The 20317-nt window shown below is 73.2% G+C and carries 15 protein-coding genes; 7 read left to right on the forward strand and 8 right to left on the reverse strand.

Annotated features, from left to right (window positions below):
* Positions 1-3: 3 nt before the first annotated feature.
* The 7 genes from O7634_RS27460 to O7634_RS27490 form a co-directional block, all read right to left on the reverse strand.
* The gene (locus O7634_RS27460; RefSeq protein ID WP_278153012.1) at positions 4-558 is read right to left on the reverse strand and encodes a dihydrofolate reductase family protein; all 555 of its coding nucleotides are present in this window, start codon (positions 556-558) and stop codon (positions 4-6) included.
* A gap of 73 nt (positions 559-631) precedes the next feature.
* Positions 632-1195 (reverse strand): hypothetical protein, encoded by a 564-nt coding sequence (locus tag O7634_RS27465; protein WP_278153013.1) that lies wholly within the window; start codon positions 1193-1195, stop codon positions 632-634.
* Positions 1196-1211: 16 nt separating this feature from the next.
* Entirely contained in the window at positions 1212-3050 is a 1839-nt protein-coding gene (locus tag O7634_RS27470) for a prolyl oligopeptidase family serine peptidase (protein ID WP_278153014.1), read from the reverse strand.
* Positions 3051-4829 carry an N-acetylglutaminylglutamine amidotransferase gene (locus tag O7634_RS27475; protein ID WP_278153015.1) on the reverse strand — a complete coding sequence of 593 codons (1779 nt, stop codon included), beginning with the start codon at positions 4827-4829 and terminating at the stop codon, positions 3051-3053.
* A 1-nt stretch (position 4830) separates the two neighbouring features.
* Positions 4831-7485 carry a carboxylate--amine ligase/circularly permuted type 2 ATP-grasp protein gene (locus O7634_RS27480; protein ID WP_278153016.1) on the reverse strand — a complete coding sequence of 885 codons (2655 nt, stop codon included), beginning with the start codon at positions 7483-7485 and terminating at the stop codon, positions 4831-4833.
* 225 nt (positions 7486-7710) lie between these two features.
* Positions 7711-9051 carry a cellulase family glycosylhydrolase gene (locus tag O7634_RS27485; protein WP_278153017.1) on the reverse strand — a complete coding sequence of 447 codons (1341 nt, stop codon included), beginning with the start codon at positions 9049-9051 and terminating at the stop codon, positions 7711-7713.
* 138 nt (positions 9052-9189) lie between these two features.
* On the reverse strand, positions 9190-9606 hold the full coding sequence (locus O7634_RS27490; RefSeq protein WP_278153018.1) for a GNAT family N-acetyltransferase: 417 nt from the start codon (positions 9604-9606) through the stop codon (positions 9190-9192).
* 96 nt (positions 9607-9702) lie between these two features.
* Between O7634_RS27490 and O7634_RS27495 the strand changes: the two genes are divergently transcribed.
* The 4 genes from O7634_RS27495 to O7634_RS27510 all read left to right on the forward strand — a co-directional run bounded on the left by O7634_RS27495 (position 9703) and on the right by O7634_RS27510 (position 13436).
* A complete protein-coding gene (locus O7634_RS27495; protein WP_278153019.1) occupies positions 9703-10680 on the forward strand; it encodes an aldo/keto reductase in 978 nt (325 codons plus the stop codon).
* 258 nt (positions 10681-10938) lie between these two features.
* Complete coding sequence (locus tag O7634_RS27500) at positions 10939-11862, forward strand: sigma-70 family RNA polymerase sigma factor (protein WP_278153020.1); 924 nt, start codon at positions 10939-10941, stop codon at positions 11860-11862.
* Between the two features lie 114 nt (positions 11863-11976).
* A complete protein-coding gene (locus O7634_RS27505; RefSeq protein ID WP_278153021.1) occupies positions 11977-12861 on the forward strand; it encodes an alpha/beta hydrolase in 885 nt (294 codons plus the stop codon).
* A gap of 113 nt (positions 12862-12974) precedes the next feature.
* Positions 12975-13436 (forward strand): DUF5709 domain-containing protein, encoded by a 462-nt coding sequence (locus O7634_RS27510; RefSeq protein WP_278153022.1) that lies wholly within the window; start codon positions 12975-12977, stop codon positions 13434-13436.
* 64 nt (positions 13437-13500) lie between these two features.
* Here O7634_RS27510 and O7634_RS27515 read toward each other — a convergent pair whose 3' ends face one another.
* Positions 13501-15081 (reverse strand): DHA2 family efflux MFS transporter permease subunit, encoded by a 1581-nt coding sequence (locus O7634_RS27515; protein WP_278153023.1) that lies wholly within the window; start codon positions 15079-15081, stop codon positions 13501-13503.
* Positions 15082-15351: 270 nt separating this feature from the next.
* Here O7634_RS27515 and O7634_RS27520 point away from each other — a divergent pair, with 270 nt between their 5' ends.
* The 3 genes from O7634_RS27520 (at position 15352) to O7634_RS27530 (ending at position 20254) form a co-directional block, all read left to right on the forward strand.
* Positions 15352-16776 (forward strand): aldehyde dehydrogenase family protein, encoded by a 1425-nt coding sequence (locus O7634_RS27520; RefSeq protein ID WP_278153024.1) that lies wholly within the window; start codon positions 15352-15354, stop codon positions 16774-16776.
* Positions 16777-16919: 143 nt separating this feature from the next.
* Positions 16920-17753 (forward strand): helix-turn-helix transcriptional regulator, encoded by an 834-nt coding sequence (locus O7634_RS27525; protein WP_278153025.1) that lies wholly within the window; start codon positions 16920-16922, stop codon positions 17751-17753.
* 242 nt (positions 17754-17995) lie between these two features.
* Positions 17996-20254 (forward strand): esterase-like activity of phytase family protein, encoded by a 2259-nt coding sequence (locus O7634_RS27530; protein ID WP_278153026.1) that lies wholly within the window; start codon positions 17996-17998, stop codon positions 20252-20254.
* The last annotated feature ends 63 nt before the right edge of the window (positions 20255-20317 follow it).

Consider the following 20317-nt stretch of genomic DNA (forward strand, 5'->3'; position numbering starts at 1 on the left):
GGCTCAGGCGACGGGCTTCGGCCGGTACGAGGCGACGATCACGCCGCTCTTGTGCACCCGGGTGTCGACCAGGTCGAACGCGGCCGTGAAGTCGGTCAGCGGCGCGGTCACGCTGGCGGCGCCCTCCAGGACGGGGTGGATCCAGAAGCGAACCTCGTCCACCAGTCCGGCCCGGATGAGCTGGGCGGTGACCGAGCCGAAGCCGTACTGGATGATGTTTTTGCCCTCCTGGGCCTTGAGCGCGGTGACCGCCTCGACCAGGTCGCCCTGGAGCACCTCGGTGTTCTTCCAGGTGGGGTTGGTCAGGGTGGTCGAGGCGACGTACTTCTTGACGTTGTTGAAGTAGGCCGCGCCGGTGTTGGGGTCGCTCTCGTCCTGCTGCGGCCAGGCGAGGGACATGCCGTCGTAGGTGGCCCGGCCCATCAGCATCGCGTCCGCCGCGTCGGTCTGCTCGCCGGCCAGGGCCATGGCCTCCGCGTCGAAGTACGGCGCCGTCCACATGGGGTTCTCGATGACGCCGTCGAGGGTGATGTAGGTCGAGTTGACGAGCTTGCGCATCGGAATCTCCTGGGTGTTTGTCCTGCTCTCCGTTGACACCCAGAACTCTGCCAACCCCCGCTTACGATTCGCTTCAGGTGCCCTTACCGGCGTCCTCGACCGCTTCCGACGGCTCGGTCATCGGGATCGGCAGCGCCTGCGCGGCGAGCGTGCCGCCGCCGGCGGAGTGGGCCGGCGCGGGGCGCTCGCCGACCCGGCTGTGCAGGCGTCCGCGCCCCGCCGGCCCGGCCCGCCGGGTCACCTCGACGGTCACCATCCGCACCGGCGGTCCGGGCTCGGTGAACCGGCCGACGCCCCAGCGCACCCAGAGCGGAATCCGGCCGGCGTCGGCCTCGGCGAGCAGCTTGCGCACCGTGCGCGCCCGGTCGGTGTGGTCCACCTCTACCACCACCGGCGGGCCGTCCGGCCGGGCGCACGCCACGTCGAGGACGGACTGCCGCTGCTCGAGTGGCGGTGGCAGCGGCAGCACGCTGGGCGCGCGCCGGTAGACCCGCCAGCCCCGCGCCTCGGCCCACCGCGCCACCGAGTCGATCACCAGTGCGGTGACCTGGTCGGTGTCCAGGTCGACGAAGGTCACCTCGGCCAGCCAGCGGCCCAGGTCGGCGGCCAACCGCTCACCGTCCGCCGTGACCTCCACCGGCGCAGGATACGCCTCAGACGACGGCGGTCGCGCTCCCGGTGAGGTGCCGGGTCAACCAGGCGGTGGTGGCCGTCCGCGCCGCCTCGACGTTGGCGCGCGCCAGGAAGTCGTGCCCCTCACCGGCGAGCACCAGGTGCCCGTGCGGGACGCCCCGCGCCGCCAACGCGGCGGCGACCTGGGCCGACTCGCCGGCCGGCACGTTCGTGTCGTTGGCGCCGTGGATCAGCAGCAGCGGCACGTCGAGCCGGTCGATGTGGGTCAGTGGCGACAGGTCGCGCAGCAGCTCGGCGTCGCGCACCGGGTCGCCGTACTTGCTGACCGCCGCGGCGGCGATCCACGGCTCGGTGCCGGCGAAGAAGGTGCGGAAGTCGGAGATGCCGCACTCGGCCACCCCGGCGGCGAACAGCCCGGGGAACCGGGCCAACACCGCGAGAACCAGGTATCCGCCGTAGGAACGGCCCAGACAGCCGAGCTGGCCGGGCCGGGCGACGCCGGTGTCGACGAGGAAGTCGGCGCAGGCCGCCACGTCGGCGATGGCCGCGTACCGGCCGGCGAGGTTGTCGGCGGTGACGAAGGAGCGACCGAATCCGGATGATCCCCGGACGTTGGGCGCGAAGACCGCGACGCCCTGCGCCACCAGCGCCTGGAACAGCGGTTGGTAACCCGGGCGCTCCTGCGCCTCCGGGCCGCCGTGCAGGCTGATCGCCGTCGGCCAGGGACCCCGACCCGCCGGCCGGTACAGCCACCCGGAGAGCGGCAGCCCGTCGCGGGCACGCAGATCGACGAGCTGTGGGGCGACGCCCCGGTCGGTCGTACCGGCAGCACTGGCGGGCGGGCGCAGCGGGCGCGGCGTCGGGGTCGACGGGTCGACCAGCCAGACCCGCCTGGGCCGCACCGGCCCCTGCGCGGTGAGGCAGAGCAGGCCGCCGTGGGCGGCGAAGACGACGTCGTCGAGCACCTCACCGGGGGCGGCGACCGCCCGCTGCACGCCGGCGGCGACGTCGAGCAGGCTCAGCTCGCCGCGCCCGCCGTAGGTGTTCCACAGCAACGCCGCCCGCCGCCGGTCGGCGGACGGGACGGCCTGCTCCAGCTCGGCGTCCGGTCGCGAGGCGAGCCGGGTCGGCGGCGCGTCCGGGCGGTTCGGGTCGACGAGGACCAGCGCGGCCAGCTCGCTGAACACGTCGGTGCGGGCCAGCACGCCGGTGCCGTCCGGGCCGAACCACCCCTGGTCGGTGGTGCCCTGCCCGGTGTCCGGGAGCAGTCGCCGCCGGTGCCCGCTGGCCACGTCGAGCAGTTCCAGCCAGCGGGCGTTGCGGGGGCCACGACGCAGCAGCGCGGTCCGGGCGTCCGGGGTGACGTCCAGCAGGGTGAGCAGGTCGCCCTCGGCGAGCACGCGGCGGTGCCCGGTGTCCGCGTCGACCAGGACCGCCGCACCCCGCTCGGCGCTCTCGGTGACCAGCATCGTCGCGCTCGCGGGCAGCCAACCGGCGAGCGTCGCGCTGCGCCGACCGAGCCCGGCCACCTGGCGGCGGCCGGTGCCGTCCGGACGCAGCACCCACAGCTCGGTCCGGGGCGCCCCGCCGGGGGCGACGACGCACCCCAACCACCGTCCGTCCGGGGACCAGCTCACCGCCAGCACCGGTTCGTCGCCGACGGGCAGCGCGACGGCCGCGCCGGTCGCGACGTCGGCGACCCAGACGCCCGGCGCGCCGGCCCGGTCGGAGATGAACGCCACCCGGTCGCCGTCCGGGGAGGGCGCTGGCGCGAAGTCTTGGACGACGGGCCGCGGTGGGCGCGATCCGGCCGTCCTGGTCCGGTGGGCGCGGGTGGGCACCCCGGTCTGCACGGTCATCTAGACCCCGATCCGCTGCAACCAGAGCTCCAGCAGCCCGAGCTGCCAGAGCGCGTTGGAACCCAGTGTGGTCCGCCGGGCGTTCGGCGCGTCCAGCAATTCCTCCAGGTAGTCCTTGCCGAACAGGCCCCGCTCGCGGGCCGGACGGGCGGTCAGCGCGTCCCGGACGTCGTCGAGCAGCGGGCCGGACAGGTGCCGGATGGCGGGCACCGGGAAATAGCCCTTCGGACGGTCGATCACCTCGTCCGGGACGATGCCCCGGCTGCCCGCCTTGAGCACGCCCTTGCCGCCCTGGGCCAGCTTGAGCGCGGGTGGGCAGGCGGCGGCCAGCTCGACGACCTCGTGGTCGAGGAACGGCACCCGGGCCTCCAGCCCCCAGGCCATCGTCATGTTGTCGACCCGCTTGACCGGGTCGTCGACGAGCATCACCAGGCTGTCCAGGCGCAGCGCCGCGTCCAGCGCGGTGTCCGCCCCGGGCGCGCCGAAGTGCGCGGCGACGAACTCCAGGCTGGCGTCGTGGTCGAGCATCCACTCCGGCGCCAGGTGTCCGGCGAGCGCGTCGTGGCGACGGTCGAAGAACACCCGGGCGTACGCCTCCAGGGCGTCCGGGCGGGCCACGTTGGCCAGCGGGGGGTACCAGTCGTAGCCGGCGAATATCTCGTCGGCGCCCTGGCCGGACTGCACCACGCTGATCCGCTGCGACACCTCCTCGGAGAGCAGGTGGAACGCGACGCAGTCGTGGCTGACCATCGGCTCGCTCATCGCCGCGATGGCCCGGTGGACAGCGGGGACGAACCGGTCCGCGCCGATGCGGATCTGCTGGTGGTCGGTGTCGAAGTGGCGGGCCACCAGGTCGGAGTAGTGGAACTCGTCGCCGCTCTCCCCCGCCGCCGCCTCGAACCCGATGCTGAAGGTCGCCAGCCCGGTCTGGCCCTGCTCGGCGAGCAGGGCGACGATCAGGCTGGAGTCCAGACCGCCGGAGAGCAGCACGCCCACCGGCACGTCGGCGACCATCCGGCGGCGTACGGCGGTCCGCAGCGCCGCCATGATCTCCTCCTGCCACTCGGCGGCGGACCTCGCCTCGGCGGCGTCCCGGGTGAACCGCGGCCGCCAGTACGTGGTGTCGGTGCTGCGGCCGTCCGCGGTGATCACCCGCACGGTGGCCGGCGGCAGCTTGCGGACCCCGGCGAGGATGGTCCGCGGCGGCGGCACCACCGAGTGAAAGCTCATGTAGTGGTGCAGCGCCACCGGGTCGAGGTCGGTGTTCACCTCGCCGGCGGCGAGCAGCGCCGGCAGGGTCGAGGCGAAGCGCACCCGGCCCGGCCGCTCGGCCAGGTAGAGCGGCTTGATGCCGAGCCGGTCGCGGGCCAGCACCAGAGTGTGTGTCGCCAGCTCCACCAGGGCGAACGCGAACATCCCGAAGAACCGCTCGACGCAGGCGGTCCCCCACCTGTGGTACGCCTTGAGGATCACCTCGGTGTCGGAGGTGGATCGGAAGGAGTAGCCGAGCCCGGTCAGCTCGTCGCGCAGCTCACGGTAGTTGTAGACGCACCCGTTGAAGACCAGGGCCAGACCCAGTTCGGTGTCGACCATCGGCTGGGCGCCGGAGTCGGACAGGTCGATGATGCGCAGCCTGCGGTGCGCCAGCGCCGCCGGCCCCTGCTGCCACCGACCCTCGCCGTCCGGGCCCCGCGCGGCCAGGACCGGCAGCATCCGCTCCACGGCGGCCAGGTCCGCCGGCATCCCGTCGAACCGGAACTCGCCTCCGAAACCGCACACGTCAGGAACCTCCCCCGAGTAGCCAGGTGTCCTTCGACCCGCCGCCCCGCGACGAGTTGACGATCATGCTGCCGGCCGGGGCCACCCGGGTCAGCGCCGCCGGGGCGACCTCGGCGGTGTCGCCGAGGAAGACGAAGGCGCGCAGGTCGACGTGGCGGGGGGCGAGGGCCGTGCCGTCGAAGACCGGATGGGTGGTGAGCGCGACCATCTCCTGCGCGATCCACCGGTGCGGGGCGGCCAGGATCTGCTCACGGACGGCGTCCAGCTCCTCCGCCTCGGCCCGGGGGCCGATCACCACCCGGTCGCCGCCGTACCCGTCGACCGGTTTCAGCACCAGCTCGTCCAGCCGCCCCAACACCTCGGCCCGCTGCTCGGGCAGCCCGCACAGGTACGTCGGCACGTCGCCCAGCAGCGGCTTCTCCCCCAGGTAGTACTCGATCAGCCGGGGCACGAACGCGTACAGCGCCTTGTCGTCGCCGACCCCGTTGCCCAGCGCGTTGGCGAGTGTCAGCCGCCCGGCGTGCACCGCCGCGAGCAGCGGCCAGCCCAGCGGCACCCCGTCCGCGCCCGGCGCGTGCAGCAGCGCGTCCTCGTCCATCCGCAGGTAGATCACGTCGATCTGGCTGCGCCGCCCCTCCCGGACCAGGTGGACGCGACCCTCCTCGACAAGCAGGTCGCCGCTCTCGGTCAGCGGCACACCCATCTCGTCGGCGAGCAGCCGGTGCTCGAACCAGGCGGGATCGCCGGGGCCGGCGCTGAGCACCACCACGGCGGGCTCCTCGACGGCGGCGGGCGCGGCGGCCAGCAACGCCCGGCGCAGCATCGCCGGTGTCTCCTCGGCGGGCAGCAGGTCCTGCGGCACCGGCAGCTCCGGCACCACCGCCTGGGTCAGCCGGCGGTTCTGCACCGCGTAGCCGATGCCGGACGGCACCCGCAGGTTGTCCTCCAACACGTACCAGGTGCCGTCCGGGTCCCGGACGAGGTCGGTGCCGGAGACCTGGGCCCGGGTGCCCCGCCGCCCCATCAGCGCCCCGGTCGGGCGCAGCCCGGGAGAGGACTCCACCACCCACGACGGCACCACGCCGTCGGCCACCACGGCCCGGTCGGCGTAGACGTCGCGCAGAAAGGCGTCGAGCGCGCGGGCACGTTGCACCAGACCGGCGCCCAGGTCCCGCCAGTCGGCGGCGGCCACCACCCGGGGCACCAGGTCGACCGGGAACAGCCGGGTGCTCGCCTCGCCGGCCACGCTGAACGTCACTCCCCGGGCGCGTTGCTCCTCGTCCCGGTCGTGCTCCCGTTGCCGGAGGGTGACCGCGCCGAGGTTCCGTAGCGCCGCGAGCATCGGGCCCACCGCCGGCTGCGGGCCGGCCGGTCCGAAGACCTCGTCGCCGGCGCTGGCGTACGTGGGCAGCGCGGGCGGCGGCGGCGCGCCGAGCAACGGCGCCGCCGCCCTGCCCCGGGTCTCGTCGAGCAGCAGGTCGACCACGTCGGCCAGTCGACCGCGCCGCTCGTACGCCCGCCGCTGCCGTGCCGCCGAGCTGCCGCGGTCCAGCGCGTACCGGGCCAACTCGCTGACCTGCTCCCAGTCGCCGGTCGCGGTGAGCTGCGGGCGCAGGTCGGTCACCAGGCGGCGGACCGCCTCGGCGGCCGGCACCGGTCGCGCCGACCGGGGCAGGTCGAGCAGGTCACCCTCCAGCCCCGAGCGGGCGGCCCGCCACACGGCGGCGCGCAGCACCGGTGGTCGTACCGCGGTCCGCTCCACCCCGGCGCGCAGGGCGGCGACCTCCCGCCGCACGAGCGCCCGGAACAGGCCGGTGAGCAGGACGACCGTCTCCACGTCCGGGTTGGCGTCGGTGATCCGCAGCTCCACGGTGGGCACGTGCGCGGACGGCCGGACGTCGAAATAGATCATCGCCGGATCGGTGATGGTGCCGGAGGAGATCAGCTCGGACACCAGCGCCTCGTGGTCCGCCGCGCTGGTCACCTCGCCCGGGTCACCCGCCGTGGGCCAGCGCTGCCAGACCAGCGACCGGACGCTCGCATAGCCGCTGTCCTGGCCCATCCAGTACGGCGAGCTGGTGGAGAGGGCGAGCAGCACCGGCAGCCACGGCTGGACCCGGCGGGTGACCGCCACCGCGAGATCCCGGTCGGCCACACCGACGTGCACCTGCGCGCCGCAGATCAGTTGCTCCCGGGCGAGGAGTTGATATTCGTCGACCATCCGCCGGTAGCGCGAGGTGGGGGTGACGCTCGGGTCGCCGTCGGCGCGCAGCGGCACCGTGCCGGCCCCCACGATGCCCAGGTCGATCCGGTCGGCGACCTGGACCGCCATCTGACGCAGCCCGGTCAGCTCGGCGCGGATCTCGTCCAGGGTGCGGCAGACGGCGGTGTTGGTCTCCACCACGCTGCGGTGCAACTCGGCGGTGAACGAGGCCGCCGGCAACCGGTCGAGCAGCTCCCCGGCGCGGGGCGCCAGCTCCCGGGTGTGCCTGTCGACGACGTGGAACTCCTCCTCCACGCCGATGGTGGCCAGATCCGCGGGGTCGTCGTCGAGTGCCACTGCCGCGCTGGTGCGGGGCGCGGGCGGTGTCCGACCGTTACCCGAGGGCCGCGGCGGCCCGTCGACGGTGGACGCGTTGGTGGTGTTGTCGGCCATCCTCACCCCAGTTCGCGTGTCGGTGGTGTCGGCTGTCCGACGAGCGTTCCCAGGTTTGGTACCGAGACTGTTTCCGCCGCGTTAAGGTGACGCGCCGTTCTGGCCGGGCTGCGGTCCGCAGCGGAGGGACGACGGCAGGAAGGGGCGGTGGACCGGTCAGCCAGTTGCCTGGCGCACCGGTCCGCCGCCCCTACGACCTGCCCGCTCCGCGCGGGATCGTCGAGGTCACCTCATGTTGGACACCACGAACGGCGCGTGTCCGTGCAGGTAGTTGGTCCACCCGCCGGTCACCGGCGCGCCGGGGCTGAGCAGGTTGGTGGTGTCGGTGCCGACGTCGAGCTTCCACGCCGTCCAGGAGATGCCGTTCGCCCTCATCCAGTCGATCCAGGACTGCGCCTCGGGCAGGCAGGCCCGGCCGTCGAGGCCGCCGTCGGCGTTGCTGGCGCCCCACTCGGTGACGAAGAGGGCCAGGCCCGCGCGGATCGCGGCGTCCCCCTTGGCGCGCAGCGCCGCGCCGTGCGTGCACGAGTAGAAGTGCAGTGTGTACATCAGGTTGGTGCCGCTGACCGGGCTGGCCGCCGCCACGTCCACGTCCTGTGACCAGGTCGGGGTGCCGAGCACCACGATGTTGTCCGGGTCGGCGGCGCGGATCGCGGAAACCACCGCCTGGTGGTACGGCTTGATCACGCTGGTCCAGCTGACCTGCAACGGCTCGTTGTACGGCTCCCAGATGACGTTGGGCAGGTGACCGTAGCGGCGGGCCAGGTCACCGAAGAACGCCACCGCCTGGGACTGGTTGTGCTGCGCCTCGTGGGCGTGCCAGTCGACGATCACGTAGACCCCCGCGGTGACCGCGTTGTTGATGATGGTCTCCACCTGCGTACGCGCCCTGTTCGGGTCGCTGAGGTAGGCGCCCGCCGGCTCCACGCCCATGGCCGCGCGGATCACCTGCAGGTTCCAGTTGTCGCGCATCCAGCGCAGCGCGGAGAGGTTCTCGGCGTACGGGGCGGTCTCCCAGTTCAGCCACATGCTGCTGATGCCGCGCAACTGCACCCGCGCACCGGTCTTGTCGCACATCGTCGTACCGCAGACCCGAAGCTGGCCGTGCCGCTCGACCGGCGTGCCGGTGGCCGGTGGTGGGGTGGTCGTCGGCGGCGGGGTGGTCGGTGGGGTGCCGCCGGCGCAGGAGGCGCCGTTGACAGTGCAGTTCAGTGGCGTGCCGGTGCCGTTGACGAGGAAGCCGAACGAGGTCGACGCCCCGGCGGCGAGGGTGCCGTTCCAGGACACGTTGGCGAACGTGTAGTGGCTGCCGGAGGCCGTCTGCTGGGCGTTCCACGACTGCGTGACGCTCGACGAGGACGGCAGGTCGAACTCGACGCGCCAGCCGGTGATCTGGGCCGAGGTGTTGTTGGTGACGGTGACCTGGCCCTGGTAGCCGTTGCCCCAGTTGTTCGTCACCGAGAACACGGCGGTCGCCGCGCTCGCCGGTGCGGCGGTGACCACTGCCACCCCGCCGGCGAGCAGGCCGGCGACGGCCAGCGTGGTGACAAGTCTCAGTGTGCGCATGCTGAACCCGCTTCGGATCGACGGTGGTGGTCTGCGGCGGGGCGGCGCCTTGGCGCACCATATCGATCAATGACGATGACGACAAGGCGGGGTGGCTGTTCGGCGGCCGGGCCGCGGCGCGCGCCCGCCGCAGCGGAGCTAGCCGCGCGCGGCGCCCAGCGGCTTGGTGCAGAGCACGTCCGGCTGGGGCAGGTAGCCCAGCGCCCGCCAGAACCCCAACGCCACCGTGTCCTGCGGCAGGACCAGCAGGTTGACCCGGGGGCAACCCAACGCGGTGAACCGCTTCTCCAGCTCGGTGACCAGCAGCGTGGCCAGGCCCCGCCTGCGGTACGTCGGGTCCACGGCCAGCCGCAGGATCATCCCGCGCCGGCCGTCGTAGGTGCCCAGCACGACTCCGGCGAGCACCTGGTCGACCTCGGCGACCAGGAACAGCTGCGGGTCCCGGGTCAGCTTGGCCGCCAACTCCGGGCGGGGCAGCACGTCACGACCCGTCGCGGTCCACAACCGCGCGACACCGTCGTAGTCCTGCCAGCCGAACTCGCGAATGTGCGCCATGCCGCCTCCCCGCCAGGTGCCGACGGTCGTCGCACCGCCGACCATGACGCTACGTGACCGCTGGCCGGGCCGGTGCTCCGGCGTAGCGTGGGGCGCATGCGAACCACCACGTTGGGCAGTGCAGGTCCGGAGGTCGGCGTCATCGGTCTCGGGTGCATGGGCATGAGCCACGGGTACGACACCAGCGGTCCCCGCGACGACGACACCTCGATCTCGGTCGTCCGACAGGCCCTCGACCTGGGCGCGACGCTGATCGACACGTCCGACGTGTACGGGCCGTACACCAACGAGGAGCTGGTCGGGCGGGCGTTGACCGGTGGGCACCGGGAGCGGGCCGTGCTCGCGACGAAGGTCGGGCTGGTGGCGACCTCCCGCACGGGCGGTCCCGGCAACTCGCCGACGACCGGCAACAACGGCCGCCCGGAGCACATCCGCGCGGCGATCGACGCGAGCCTGCGCCGGCTCGGCACCGACCACGTCGACCTCTACCAGCTGCACCGGGTCGACCCGGAGGTGCCCATCGAGGAGTCCTGGGGCGCGCTGGCGGAGGTGGTGGCCGCGGGCAAGGCGCGGCACATCGGGCTCTCCGAGGTGACGGTGGCCCAGATCGCGCGCGCCCAGGCGGTGCACCCGGTGGCGTCGGTGCAGTCCGAGCTGTCGCTGTGGACCCGCGACCCGCTGGCCGAGGTGCTGCCGTACTGCGCCGAGCAGGGCATCGCCTTCCTGCCGTTCTCCCCGCTCGGGCGCGGCTTCCTCGCCGGTCGTTTCGCCTCGTTCGACGACCTGCCCGCCGACGACTTCCGACGCGGCCTACCGCGCTTCCAACAGGACGCGCTGCGGGCCAACCTCGCCATCGTCGCGAGGGTGCGGGAAATCGCCGGCCGGGCCGGGGTGAGCCCCGCGCAGGTCGCGCTCGCCTGGGTGATCGCCCAGGGCGACCGGGTCATCCCGATCCCCGGCACGAAGACGCCGAAATACCTGGTGGACAACTGCGCCGCCGGCGATGTGCGGCTCAGCGCCGAGGACCTGACCGACCTGGACGCGCTGCCGGCGCCGCAGGGCGGCCGCTACTGAGCGCCAGCACGTAGCCGCCCCGCCCCCGGTCGCGGATGTCGGGGCACGCACCGCGGCCGGGGGGCGCTCGTCACCCCGCGTAAGGCATCCTAGGAACCTAGTGAACGACGCTGACGGCACTGCGGCCCCGCCGATCTCCTGACGCCTCTGACGATCGATCTCCTCACCCGCCGTAGGCTTGGCAGCGATGACGCCAGCAGCCACCGCGTCGAAATCGGTACCGGTGGGGACAGATCGGCACGTGCGGGAGGTCCACGCGTGACGCACGGTGACGCGGAACTGGTGGCGCTCGCCCAAGCGGGTGACCCGGCGGCGCTCGGCGCGCTGCTGAGCCGGCACGAAGCCGGGATGCGGGCCGTCGCGCTGAGCGTCCTCGGCTACGGCCCGGACGCCGAGGACGCCGTGCAGGACGCCGTGGTGGTGGCGGTGCGTCGCATCGGCGAGGTCCGCGACCCGGCGGCCGTCGGCCCGTGGCTGCGTACCGTCGTGCGCAACACCAGCAGGATGGCGCTACGCCGACCCCGGGCGGTCCCGGTCGCCGAGCCGGAGTGGTTCGCCCGCCCCGCCGACGACCCCACCCCGGAGGAGGCGCTGGACCGGACCGCGCTACGCGACTGGGTCTGGCACGCCCTCGGGCAACTGTCCGAGACCGACCGGCTCGTCACCATGCTCCGCCATTTCAGCGACGCGTCCTCGTACCACGAGATCGCGGCCCTGTGTGGCGTCCCGGTCGGCACCGTCCGCAGCCGCCTCAGCCACGCCCGTCGGGCTCTCGCCGACGGGCTGCGCGCGGCCACCAGCGCCGCGCACACCGACGTCGCCGCGTCGCGCGCGTCGCGGTGGCGGGAGGGCAGCGACGTGATCGCCGCCGCGATGCACGGCGACTTCGCCCGGGTAATCCGGGACAGGTGGTGGCCGGAGGCCGAGATGATCGTTCCGGGCGGCCGCCGGGGCGGCCGCGACCTGGCGATCGCCGGCATGGACTCCGACCTGGCCGCCGGGGTTCGTCAGCGGCTGCGCAACGTGGTGGCCAGCGGCGACGTGCTGATCTGGGAGACCGACCTGATCAGCCCGCCGGACGACCCGGAGCACTGCCCGCCCGCGGCGCTGTGGTTGCAGATCCTGCGCGAGGGCCGGGTGCGCCGGATGACGCTCTTCCACCCGGCGCCGGCGCTGGTCTAGAAAAAGATTCGCCCGGCGAGCGAACTTCTCCCCCGGCCCGCGCATCTGGTCCGCGTCAGGCACCAGTCGCCGTGTCGGCGGACGCCGCGCGGATCTCGGATCGGGAGAGCAACAATGAGTTCCACCAGCCACGACGTCAGCGCCCTCGCGCCGGGCGCGCACACCATCACCGTCGACGGCGTGTCGCAGGTCTACCACGTCGCCGGCACCGGCCCAGTCTGCGTGGCGCACTCCGGCGGGCCGGGCATCGAGTGGGCCTACCTGCGCGCGCCCCGCCTGGAGGAGCACTTCACGATGGTGTACCTGGAGCCGGTGGGCACGGGCGCCTCGGGGCGGCTCGACAATCCCACCGATTACCGTATGGACACGTATGTCCGGTTCCTCGACGCTGTCGTCGCGCACCTCGGCGAGCCCCATGTGTATCTCCTCGGGCACTCGTACGGCGGGTTCGTCGTCCAGCGGTACGCCCTCGACCACCCCGACCGGGTCGCCGGTCTCGCCCTGTACGACACCTCACCCGTCACCGGGGCCGAGTTCTGGGCCGAGGCGGTGGCCGGTGTCGCCGCGTACCCGCAGCGGCACCCGGACCGACCGGAGGCGGCGGCGATCCCGGCAGCCTTCGATCAGCTCCACGCGGCGACCGACGACGAGTCGTTGGGCGCCGCGCTGCGCGCCGTCCTGCCGGTGTACCTCGCGGACTTCTGGGGCCGACAGCACGAATTCGCCCCGCTCCAGGCCGGCGTCCGGATCTGGGCGACGCCGGCCACCGCCCAGGACCCGACCCCCTTCGACGTTCGGGACAGGCTCGGTGAGATCACCGCGCCCGCCGTGGTGATCGTCGGGGCGTACGACTTCATCTGCGGCCCGCGCTGGGCGGAGCAGTTGCACGCGGGGCTCACTGACTCGCGGCTGGTCGTGCTGGAGCGCAGCGGGCACTTCGCCCACATCGAGCAGCCGGCGGAGTTCACCGAGGCGGTCGTCGGGCTGCTCCGGCGCTGACCCTCGTCGCCCGGAAGGTCGGTCCGTCACAGCGGGCACACCCGGGTCCGCTGCCGCGTTGCACGGTCATAGGCTGGGGCACTTTGGTGCACCGTGACGAGGAGGAGACCGCCGTGAGCCAGACCGAGCGGATGGATTCCGTCGACGAATGGAACGTCGCCGAGGACGACGGCGTCCTGGACGCCTCGGACACGCTCGACGACGACCGGGTGGGTGACCCGCTCGACACCGGCATCGTCGCCGCAGACCACTGGACCGCCGCCAACCGGTTCGGCACCACGCCGGCCGAGGAGCGGGCCGGTGAGTCCCTGGAGCAGCACCTCGCGCAGGAGGTGCCGGATGTCGACCCGTACGCCGAGGCGGACGACGACGAGGACGAGCTGACCCGCCGGGGATACGAGGCGGAGGCCCGCGCCGGCCGTCTCGTGGAGTACGACGAGGGTGTCCGCGAGGACGACGAGGACGAGTCGGTGGCGTGGGACGCCGGGATCGACGCGGGTGCCGCGAGCGCGGAGGAGGCGGCGATCCACGTGGTGGAGGACCCGGACGGGCCGGGCGACGGCCCGCTGCGCTGACCCCGACCGTACCGCTGTCGGGCCCGGCGCCTCGTGCGGCGCCGGGCCCGCGACACCGGTCGTCTCAGTGCATGACGACAGGCGTCTTGACCTGCTCACCCTGCGGATCGTCGAGCCGTGCCGGCTGACGCCGACGCGGCAGCAGGGCGGCCGGGATGAACGTGAGCACGACCAGCGCGAACGCGACCCAGAACGTGTTCGCGAACGACGAGGCGGCGAAGTCGAGCCCGCGCTCGATGAGCGACGGGTCGACAGGCATCTGCTGGAGCAGCTCGGGCCGCTGCTGGGAGGCGATGGCCAGGCCGGCCTCGGTGACCGGCTTGCCGCTCTCGTCCACCAGGCCCGGGATCTGCCGGGAACCGTTCAGCTCGTTGGTGAGGATCACCGACATCACCGCGGCGCCGACCGACCCGCCGATCTGCTGGAGGATGTTGACCAGCGTCGAGCCCCGGGCCACCTCCTGCGCCTGCAACGTCCGCAGCGCCGACGTCATGATCGGCATCATGGTGCCGCCCATGCCGAGGCCCATCACGAACAGCGACGCGCCGAGCAGCCAGTACGAGGTCTGCGGGTCGACCTGGGTGAAGCTGAAGAACCCGACGACGATGAGCGCCAGCGCGAACGGGACGGTGCGCCCGATCGGCACCCGGTCGGCGAGCGTGCCGGCGATCGGCATGGTGATCATCGCGCCGAGGCCCTGCGGGGCCATCAGCAGACCGGCCGCCAGCGTCGACTCCCCGCGCACCTGCAGGAAGTAGCTCGGGAAGAGCAGGCCCGCGCCCATGAACGCGATGATGAACACGAACAGCGTCAACGAGGCGACGGTCAGGCTCCGGTTACGGAACAGCCGCAGGTCGAGCAGCGGGTGCCGGGGCTTGAACGAGTAGAGCACGAACGCCACGACCAGGGCGGCGCCGACGAGCATCGGGGCCCAGACCTCGGAGTCGGTGAAGGTGCCCGCCTCCGGCAGGGACGAGACGCCGTACAGGAAGAGCGCCAGACCCGGCGAGAGCATGAGCATGCCGACGAAGTCGAACGACTCGGACGGCTCGGGGGCGTCCTTCGGCAGCGCGACCTGCGCGTAGATCAGCGCGATCACACCGATCGGCAGGTTGATCAGGAAGATCCAGTGCCAGCTCGCGGTGTCGATCAGCCAGCCGCCGAGGATCGGGCCGCCGATCGGGCCGAGCAGCATCGGGATGCCGAGGACGGCCATCAGCCGGCCGATCCGGTGCGGGCCGGCCGCCCGGGTCATGATGGTCATGCCCAGCGGCATGAGCATGCCGCCGCCGAGCCCCTGCAGGACGCGGTAGCCGATCAGCTCGCCGATCGTGTCGGCCGTGGCGCAGAGCCCCGAGCCGATGGTGAACAGGGCCAGCGCCACCATGTAGAGCCGTTTGGTGCCGAACCGGTCGGCCGCCCACCCGCTGAGCGGGATCACCGTGGCGAGGGCGAGGGTGTAACCGGTCATGGTCCACGCGACCCGGGCGTAGGACGCGTCGAACTCGCTCTGGAATGTGGGCAGCGCCACGCTGACCACCGTCACGTCGAGGATCGACATGATCGCGCCAAGAACGACGACGCCCGCCACCTTGAGCACCGCGGCGTCGAGTTTGTCCGATGTCGCGACGGATTGCTGTGTCACTAACTCTCCTGAAGTCGATTGAGCCGGCCAAGGGTGCGGTGGCGGCGATGCCGTGCCTGCCTGGCGCGGGGCGCGCCGTGCCAGGACGACGACGCGCGCAGGAAGAGTATCGGGCGGGTGTGACGGTTCGCCGCCGGTTTACGTGTCGACGCGGCGTCGCAGCCGAACGGCCGTCCGATCGGGGCCGGACGGTCGGGCCCAGCCAGGGATCGCTGATCCCTGGACAGAGCGCGCCTGGTTGGGGTTCCGGGGCGGTGCGACGGTCGGTCCATGACACCTTTCACCCACACCGTCACCGGCCACTGGATCGGCGGCGAGACCGTCGCCGGCACGGCCGGCACCGTTCCCGTCGTGAACCCGGCGACCGGCGAGGTCGTCGCGGAGACTCCGGCCGGCACCGCCGCCGACGTCGACCGGGCCGTCGCCGCGGCCCGGGCGGCGTTCCCCGGCTGGGCGGCGACCACGCCGCAGCACCGCGCGGGCGTGCTGCGACGCCTCGGCGCCGGCCTCGCCGCCCGACAGGAGGAGATCGCCCAGGCGATCACCGCCGAGATGGGCTCGCCGATCGGCATGTCCCGCACCGCCCAGGTCGCCTTCCCGGCCGCCGTGGTCGAGTCCGTCGCCACCCTGGCCGACGACTTCGCCTGGACCGAGGAGGTGGGCAACTCGCTGATCGTCCGTGAGCCGATCGGCGTCGTCGGCGCGATCACCCCCTGGAACTTTCCGTTGCAGCAGATCGTCTCCAAGCTGGCGCCGGCGCTGCTCGCGGGCGACACGATGGTCTTCAAGCCCTCCGAGAACGCCCCGCTGACCGCGCGGATCCTCGCCGAGGTCGCCGCCGACGCGGGCGTGCCGGCGGGCGTGCTCAACGTGGTGTACGGCACCGGGGCGGTCGTCGGCGAGGCCATCTCCGCGCACCCGGACATCGACATGATCTCCTTCACCGGCTCCACCCGGGCCGGCCGGCGCATCGGCGCGGTGGCCGCGGAGACCGTCAAGCGGGTCGCGCTCGAACTGGGCGGCAAGGGCGCGACCATCATCCTGGACGACGCCGACCTGCCCGAGGCTGTCAACCGGTCACTGCTGATGGCGTTCAGCAACGGTGGCCAGGTGTGCGGCGCGTGGCCGCGGATGCTGGTGCCCGCCTCCCGCCAGGAGGAGGTCGTCGCACTCGCCGTCGAGGCGGCGAAGCAGTACACCGTCGGCGACCCGACCGACGTGGCCACCCGGATCGGCCCGATGGCGTCCGAGGCCCACCGGGAGAAGGTCGTCGGGTACATCCGGAGGGGCATCGCCGACGGCGCCCGGCTCGTGTTCGGCGGCCCGGACCGACCCGAGGGCCTGCCCACCGGGGCCTACGTCCAGCCGACGATCTTCGCCGACGTCGACCCGACCACGCCCATCGCCCAGGAGGAGATCTTCGGCCCGGTGCTGACGATCATCCCGTACGCCGACGAGGAGGAGGCCGTGGCGATCGCCAACGGCACCCCGTACGGCCTGACCAGCGGTGTCTTCGGCGAGCCGGAGCACGCTCTGGCCATCGCCCGGCGGTTGCGGGTGGGGCAGGTCGACGTGAACGCCGGCCACTGGAACCCAATGGCTCCCTTCGGCGGTTACAAGCAGTCCGGTAACGGTCGCGAGTTCGGCCGCTTCGGCCTGGAGGAGTTCCTGGAGACCAAGTCGATCCAGCGCTGAGGTTCGTCGCCCCGACGAGTCGACGGGACGAGGCGGGGTCGGCCCCGGTGGCGGGGGCGGGCGGGACCCGGAACAGGGTGGCCGGGTCCCACTGTTGCACTCCAGGTGCCGGCCACCGCCGGCGCCCACCGATCGGAGACACCGTGAACCGCGCACAGCTCGCCAGCTTCCTGCGTACGCGGCGGGAGGCGCTGCAACCCGAGGACGTGGGGCTGCCCCGGGGGCGGCGCCGACGCACCGGTGGGCTGCGGCGCGAGGAGGTGGCCACGTTGAGTGGTATGTCCACCGACTACTACAGCCGGCTGGAGCAGCAGCGCGGGCCGCGCCCGTCGGAGCAGATGCTCGCCGCGTTGGCCCGTGGCCTGCGGCTCTCGCTGGCCGAACGGGACCACCTGTTCCTGCTCGCCGGGCACGCCGCACCGCACCGCACCGTACGGGCCGACCACGTCAACCCGGGAATGATGCGCATCCTCGACCGGATGCACGACACGCCGGCCCAGGTGGTGAACCACCTCGGCGAGACCCTGGCGCAGACCGCGCCGGCCGTCGCCCTGCTGGGTGACGAGACCCGCTACACCGGGCTGGCGCGCAGCGCCCACCACCGCTGGTTCACCGACCCGTCGGTTCGGCGGCGGCACCCGGAGGAGGACCACCACACGCAGAGCCGCCTGCTCGTGGGGCACCTGCACGCGTCGTACACCCGCGACGGGCGCGGTTCGCGGGCCGCGACCCTCGTCGACGACCTGCTGGCCAGGAGCCCGGAGTTCGCCGAGCTGTGGCGCGGGCATCCGGTGCCGGCCGGCTACTGCCCGGCGAAACGCTTCCTCCATCCGGAGGTCGGGGCGTTGGAGTTGCACTGCCAGACGCTCGTCGACCCGGACCAGTCCCAGACGCTGCTGGTTTTCACCGCCGCTCCCGGCTCGCCGAGCGACGAGAAGCTGCGGTTGCTCTCCGTCATCGGCGGACAGCTCATCTGACCTCCCGAGCGGAGGGCGGCGGCCGGGACGAACCCGACCTGGTGGGCCTGGCGCTGCACGCGCCACGCGCCGTGGTGGACAAGGCGCTCAAGGGGGCCACCACGCACCGGTGACGCCGACGCCCGGACGGGATCGTGCACGGGGTGTTCAGGCGACGTTCCGGTGGGAGTTCCACTGTGGTGGGCGACGGGCGCTTGCATCGGCGCGGCGGTACCGACCGCCGACTCGAAGCTGGAGGCAATGTGCGTACGACTTCCACAGGAGCCCGCGCCGTCGCGGCGGCCGTGGTGGCGATCTCGCTGCTCGCGGCCGCGCCGGCACTCGGCGCGCCGGCACCGGAGAGCCCGCAACGACCAGGCCCCGGGGCGAGCTGCGCGCCGGACGCGGCGCTGCTCGGCTTCACCGACGCCCTCGACAAGACCAGCTTCCGGGGCCAGCCGGTCGCCGGACTCTCCGCGCTGGCCCCCACCCGGCCCGGACGCGCGCTCGCGCTGGTGGACAACATCGGCGCCACGCCCGCCCGGGTGTTCGGCCTGGGCCTGGAGAACGGCCGGCACGGGGTGCGGGCGGCGGTCCGCGACGTCACTGTCCTCACCCGTCCGGACGGCACGCCGTACACCGGGGTGGACTTCGACGGTGAGGGGCTGGTCGCGGAGCGCGGCGGGGCGACGATCCTGGCGAGCTCGGAGCGGGAGCCGTCGATCCGGCGGTTCCGGCTCTCCGACGGCCGGGAGGTCGCGTCGCTGCCGGTGCCGGAGCGGTTCCGGGTCACCCCGGCCGGCGGGGCCGCCGTCAACCAGACGTTCGAGGCGCTGGCCGGCACCCCGGACCACCGGACGCTCTACGCCGGGATGGAGGGCCCGCTCGCCGAGGACGGCCGCGACGCCGCCGGTCGCGGCCTCAACCGGATCATCCGGTACGACGGCCGCGAGGGCGGGGCGTACGCCCCCGGCGTCCAGTACGCCTACCGGACCGACAGCGAGCTGGGCCTGGTCGAGCTGATCGCGCTCGGTGGCGACCAGTTGCTCGCCGTGGAGCGCGGCTTCACCACCGGAGTGGGCAACACCGTCCGGGTCTACCGGGTGTCCGCCACCGGCGCGCCGGACGTCTCCGGCGTGCCGTCGCTGTCGACGGTGACCGACCCGCGCGCGTGGCTCGGCAAGGAGCTGCTCGTCGACCTGGTCACCTGCCCGCCGTCGGGCGCGACCACGAAGCAACCCCAGCCGAACCCGCTGCTGGACAACATCGAGGGCGCGGCGCTCGGCGGCACCCTGCCGGGCGGTCGTCGGGAGTTGTTCCTGGTCTCCGACGACAACGGCAGCGCCACCCAGACCACCAGGGTGTACGCGCTGTCGGTGCGGCTGCGACCGGAGGTGACGCTGCGGGAGCGGGCGCTGCTGTCGGCGACCGCGTACCAGCCGGGCCCGGTCTCCGGCACCCAGCTCGCCACCGCCCCGGTCAACGGGATCAGCGCGCCCTTCCCCGGGCAGCCCATCCCCGGGTTCTCCGCAGTGATCCCGGCCCGGCCGGGTGACCGCTCCGGCCGGCGGCTGCTCGCCATGCCGGACAACGGTTTCGGCGCGAAGACCAACTCCGCCGACTTCCTGCTGCGGGCGTACGAGATCGAGCCCGACTACCCCCGCCGTGGCGTGAACGTGCGCGGGCACATCAGCTTCCGCGACCCGGACCACCGGGTGCCGTTCCCGATCGTCAACGAGAACACCGCGGACCGCCTGCTCACCGGCGCGGACTTCGACATCGAGTCGCTGGCCCGCGGCGCGCGCGGCGACCTGTGGATCGGCGACGAGTTCGGCCCGTACCTGGTCCACGTGGACCGGACCGGGAAGGTGCTCCAGGCGCCGATCCCGCTGCCAGACGGGACGAAGTCCCCGCAGTCGCCGGACCTGGCTCCGGGCGAGACGCCGACGGTGCGCGCCAGCAACGGGTTCGAGGCGATGGCGGCCAGCGAGGACGGCTGGACGCTCTATCCGATCCTGGAGGGCGCCCGCGTCGACGACCCGGACCAGCGTCGCCGGGTGGTCTACGAGTTCGACGTGCGGCGCAACCGGTACACCGGTCGCACCTGGTCGTTCCGGGTGGACGACCCGTCCCTGCTGGTCGGCGACGCGGCGGTGCTCGACGGCCGGCGGCTGCTGCTGATCGAGCGGGACAACGGCATGGGTCCGCAGTCGCTGGTGAAGCGCCTGGTCGTGACCGACCTGGACGAGGTCGGCGCGGACGGCTACCTGAAGCGGCGGACCGCTGTCGACCTGATGCGCGTCGCCGACCCGACGGGCGTCTCCACCCCGGCCCGGCCGGGCGAGTACGGCGTCGGTCCGCTCTTCTCGTTCCCGTTGCAGTCGGTCGAGTCGGTGCTGCCGCTCGGCGGTGACCGGGTGCTCGTCGCCAACGACAACAACTTCCCGGGCAACGACGGGCGCATCCCGGGGCGCGCGGACGACACCGAGCTGATCGTGATCGGCGTACCCGGTCTGCGGTAGTCCCGCCGACCGACGGCCCTCGGCGCCCACCCGTGCCGGGGGCCGTCGCGTTGCGGGGGCCGA

The organism is Micromonospora sp. WMMD1120, assembly GCF_029626235.1.
Classification (GTDB): Bacteria; Actinomycetota; Actinomycetes; order Mycobacteriales; family Micromonosporaceae; genus Micromonospora.

What these genes read in the sequence shown, in the direction of transcription:
- O7634_RS27460 (WP_278153012.1), bottom strand. Translation starts at nt 558, where the DNA reads ATGCGCAAGCTCGTCAACTCGACCTACATCACCCTCGACGGCGTCATC.
- O7634_RS27470 (WP_278153014.1), bottom strand. Translation starts at nt 3,050, where the DNA reads ATGACCGTGCAGACCGGGGTGCCCACCCGCGCCCACCGGACCAGGACG.
- O7634_RS27480 (WP_278153016.1), bottom strand. Translation starts at nt 7,485, where the DNA reads ATGGCCGACAACACCACCAACGCGTCCACCGTCGACGGGCCGCCGCGG.
- O7634_RS27485 (WP_278153017.1), bottom strand. Translation starts at nt 9,051, where the DNA reads ATGCGCACACTGAGACTTGTCACCACGCTGGCCGTCGCCGGCCTGCTC.
- O7634_RS27490 (WP_278153018.1), bottom strand. Translation starts at nt 9,606, where the DNA reads ATGGCGCACATTCGCGAGTTCGGCTGGCAGGACTACGACGGTGTCGCG.
- O7634_RS27495 (WP_278153019.1), top strand. Translation starts at nt 9,703, where the DNA reads ATGCGAACCACCACGTTGGGCAGTGCAGGTCCGGAGGTCGGCGTCATC.
- O7634_RS27505 (WP_278153021.1), top strand. Translation starts at nt 11,977, where the DNA reads ATGAGTTCCACCAGCCACGACGTCAGCGCCCTCGCGCCGGGCGCGCAC.
- O7634_RS27520 (WP_278153024.1), top strand. Translation starts at nt 15,352, where the DNA reads ATGACACCTTTCACCCACACCGTCACCGGCCACTGGATCGGCGGCGAG.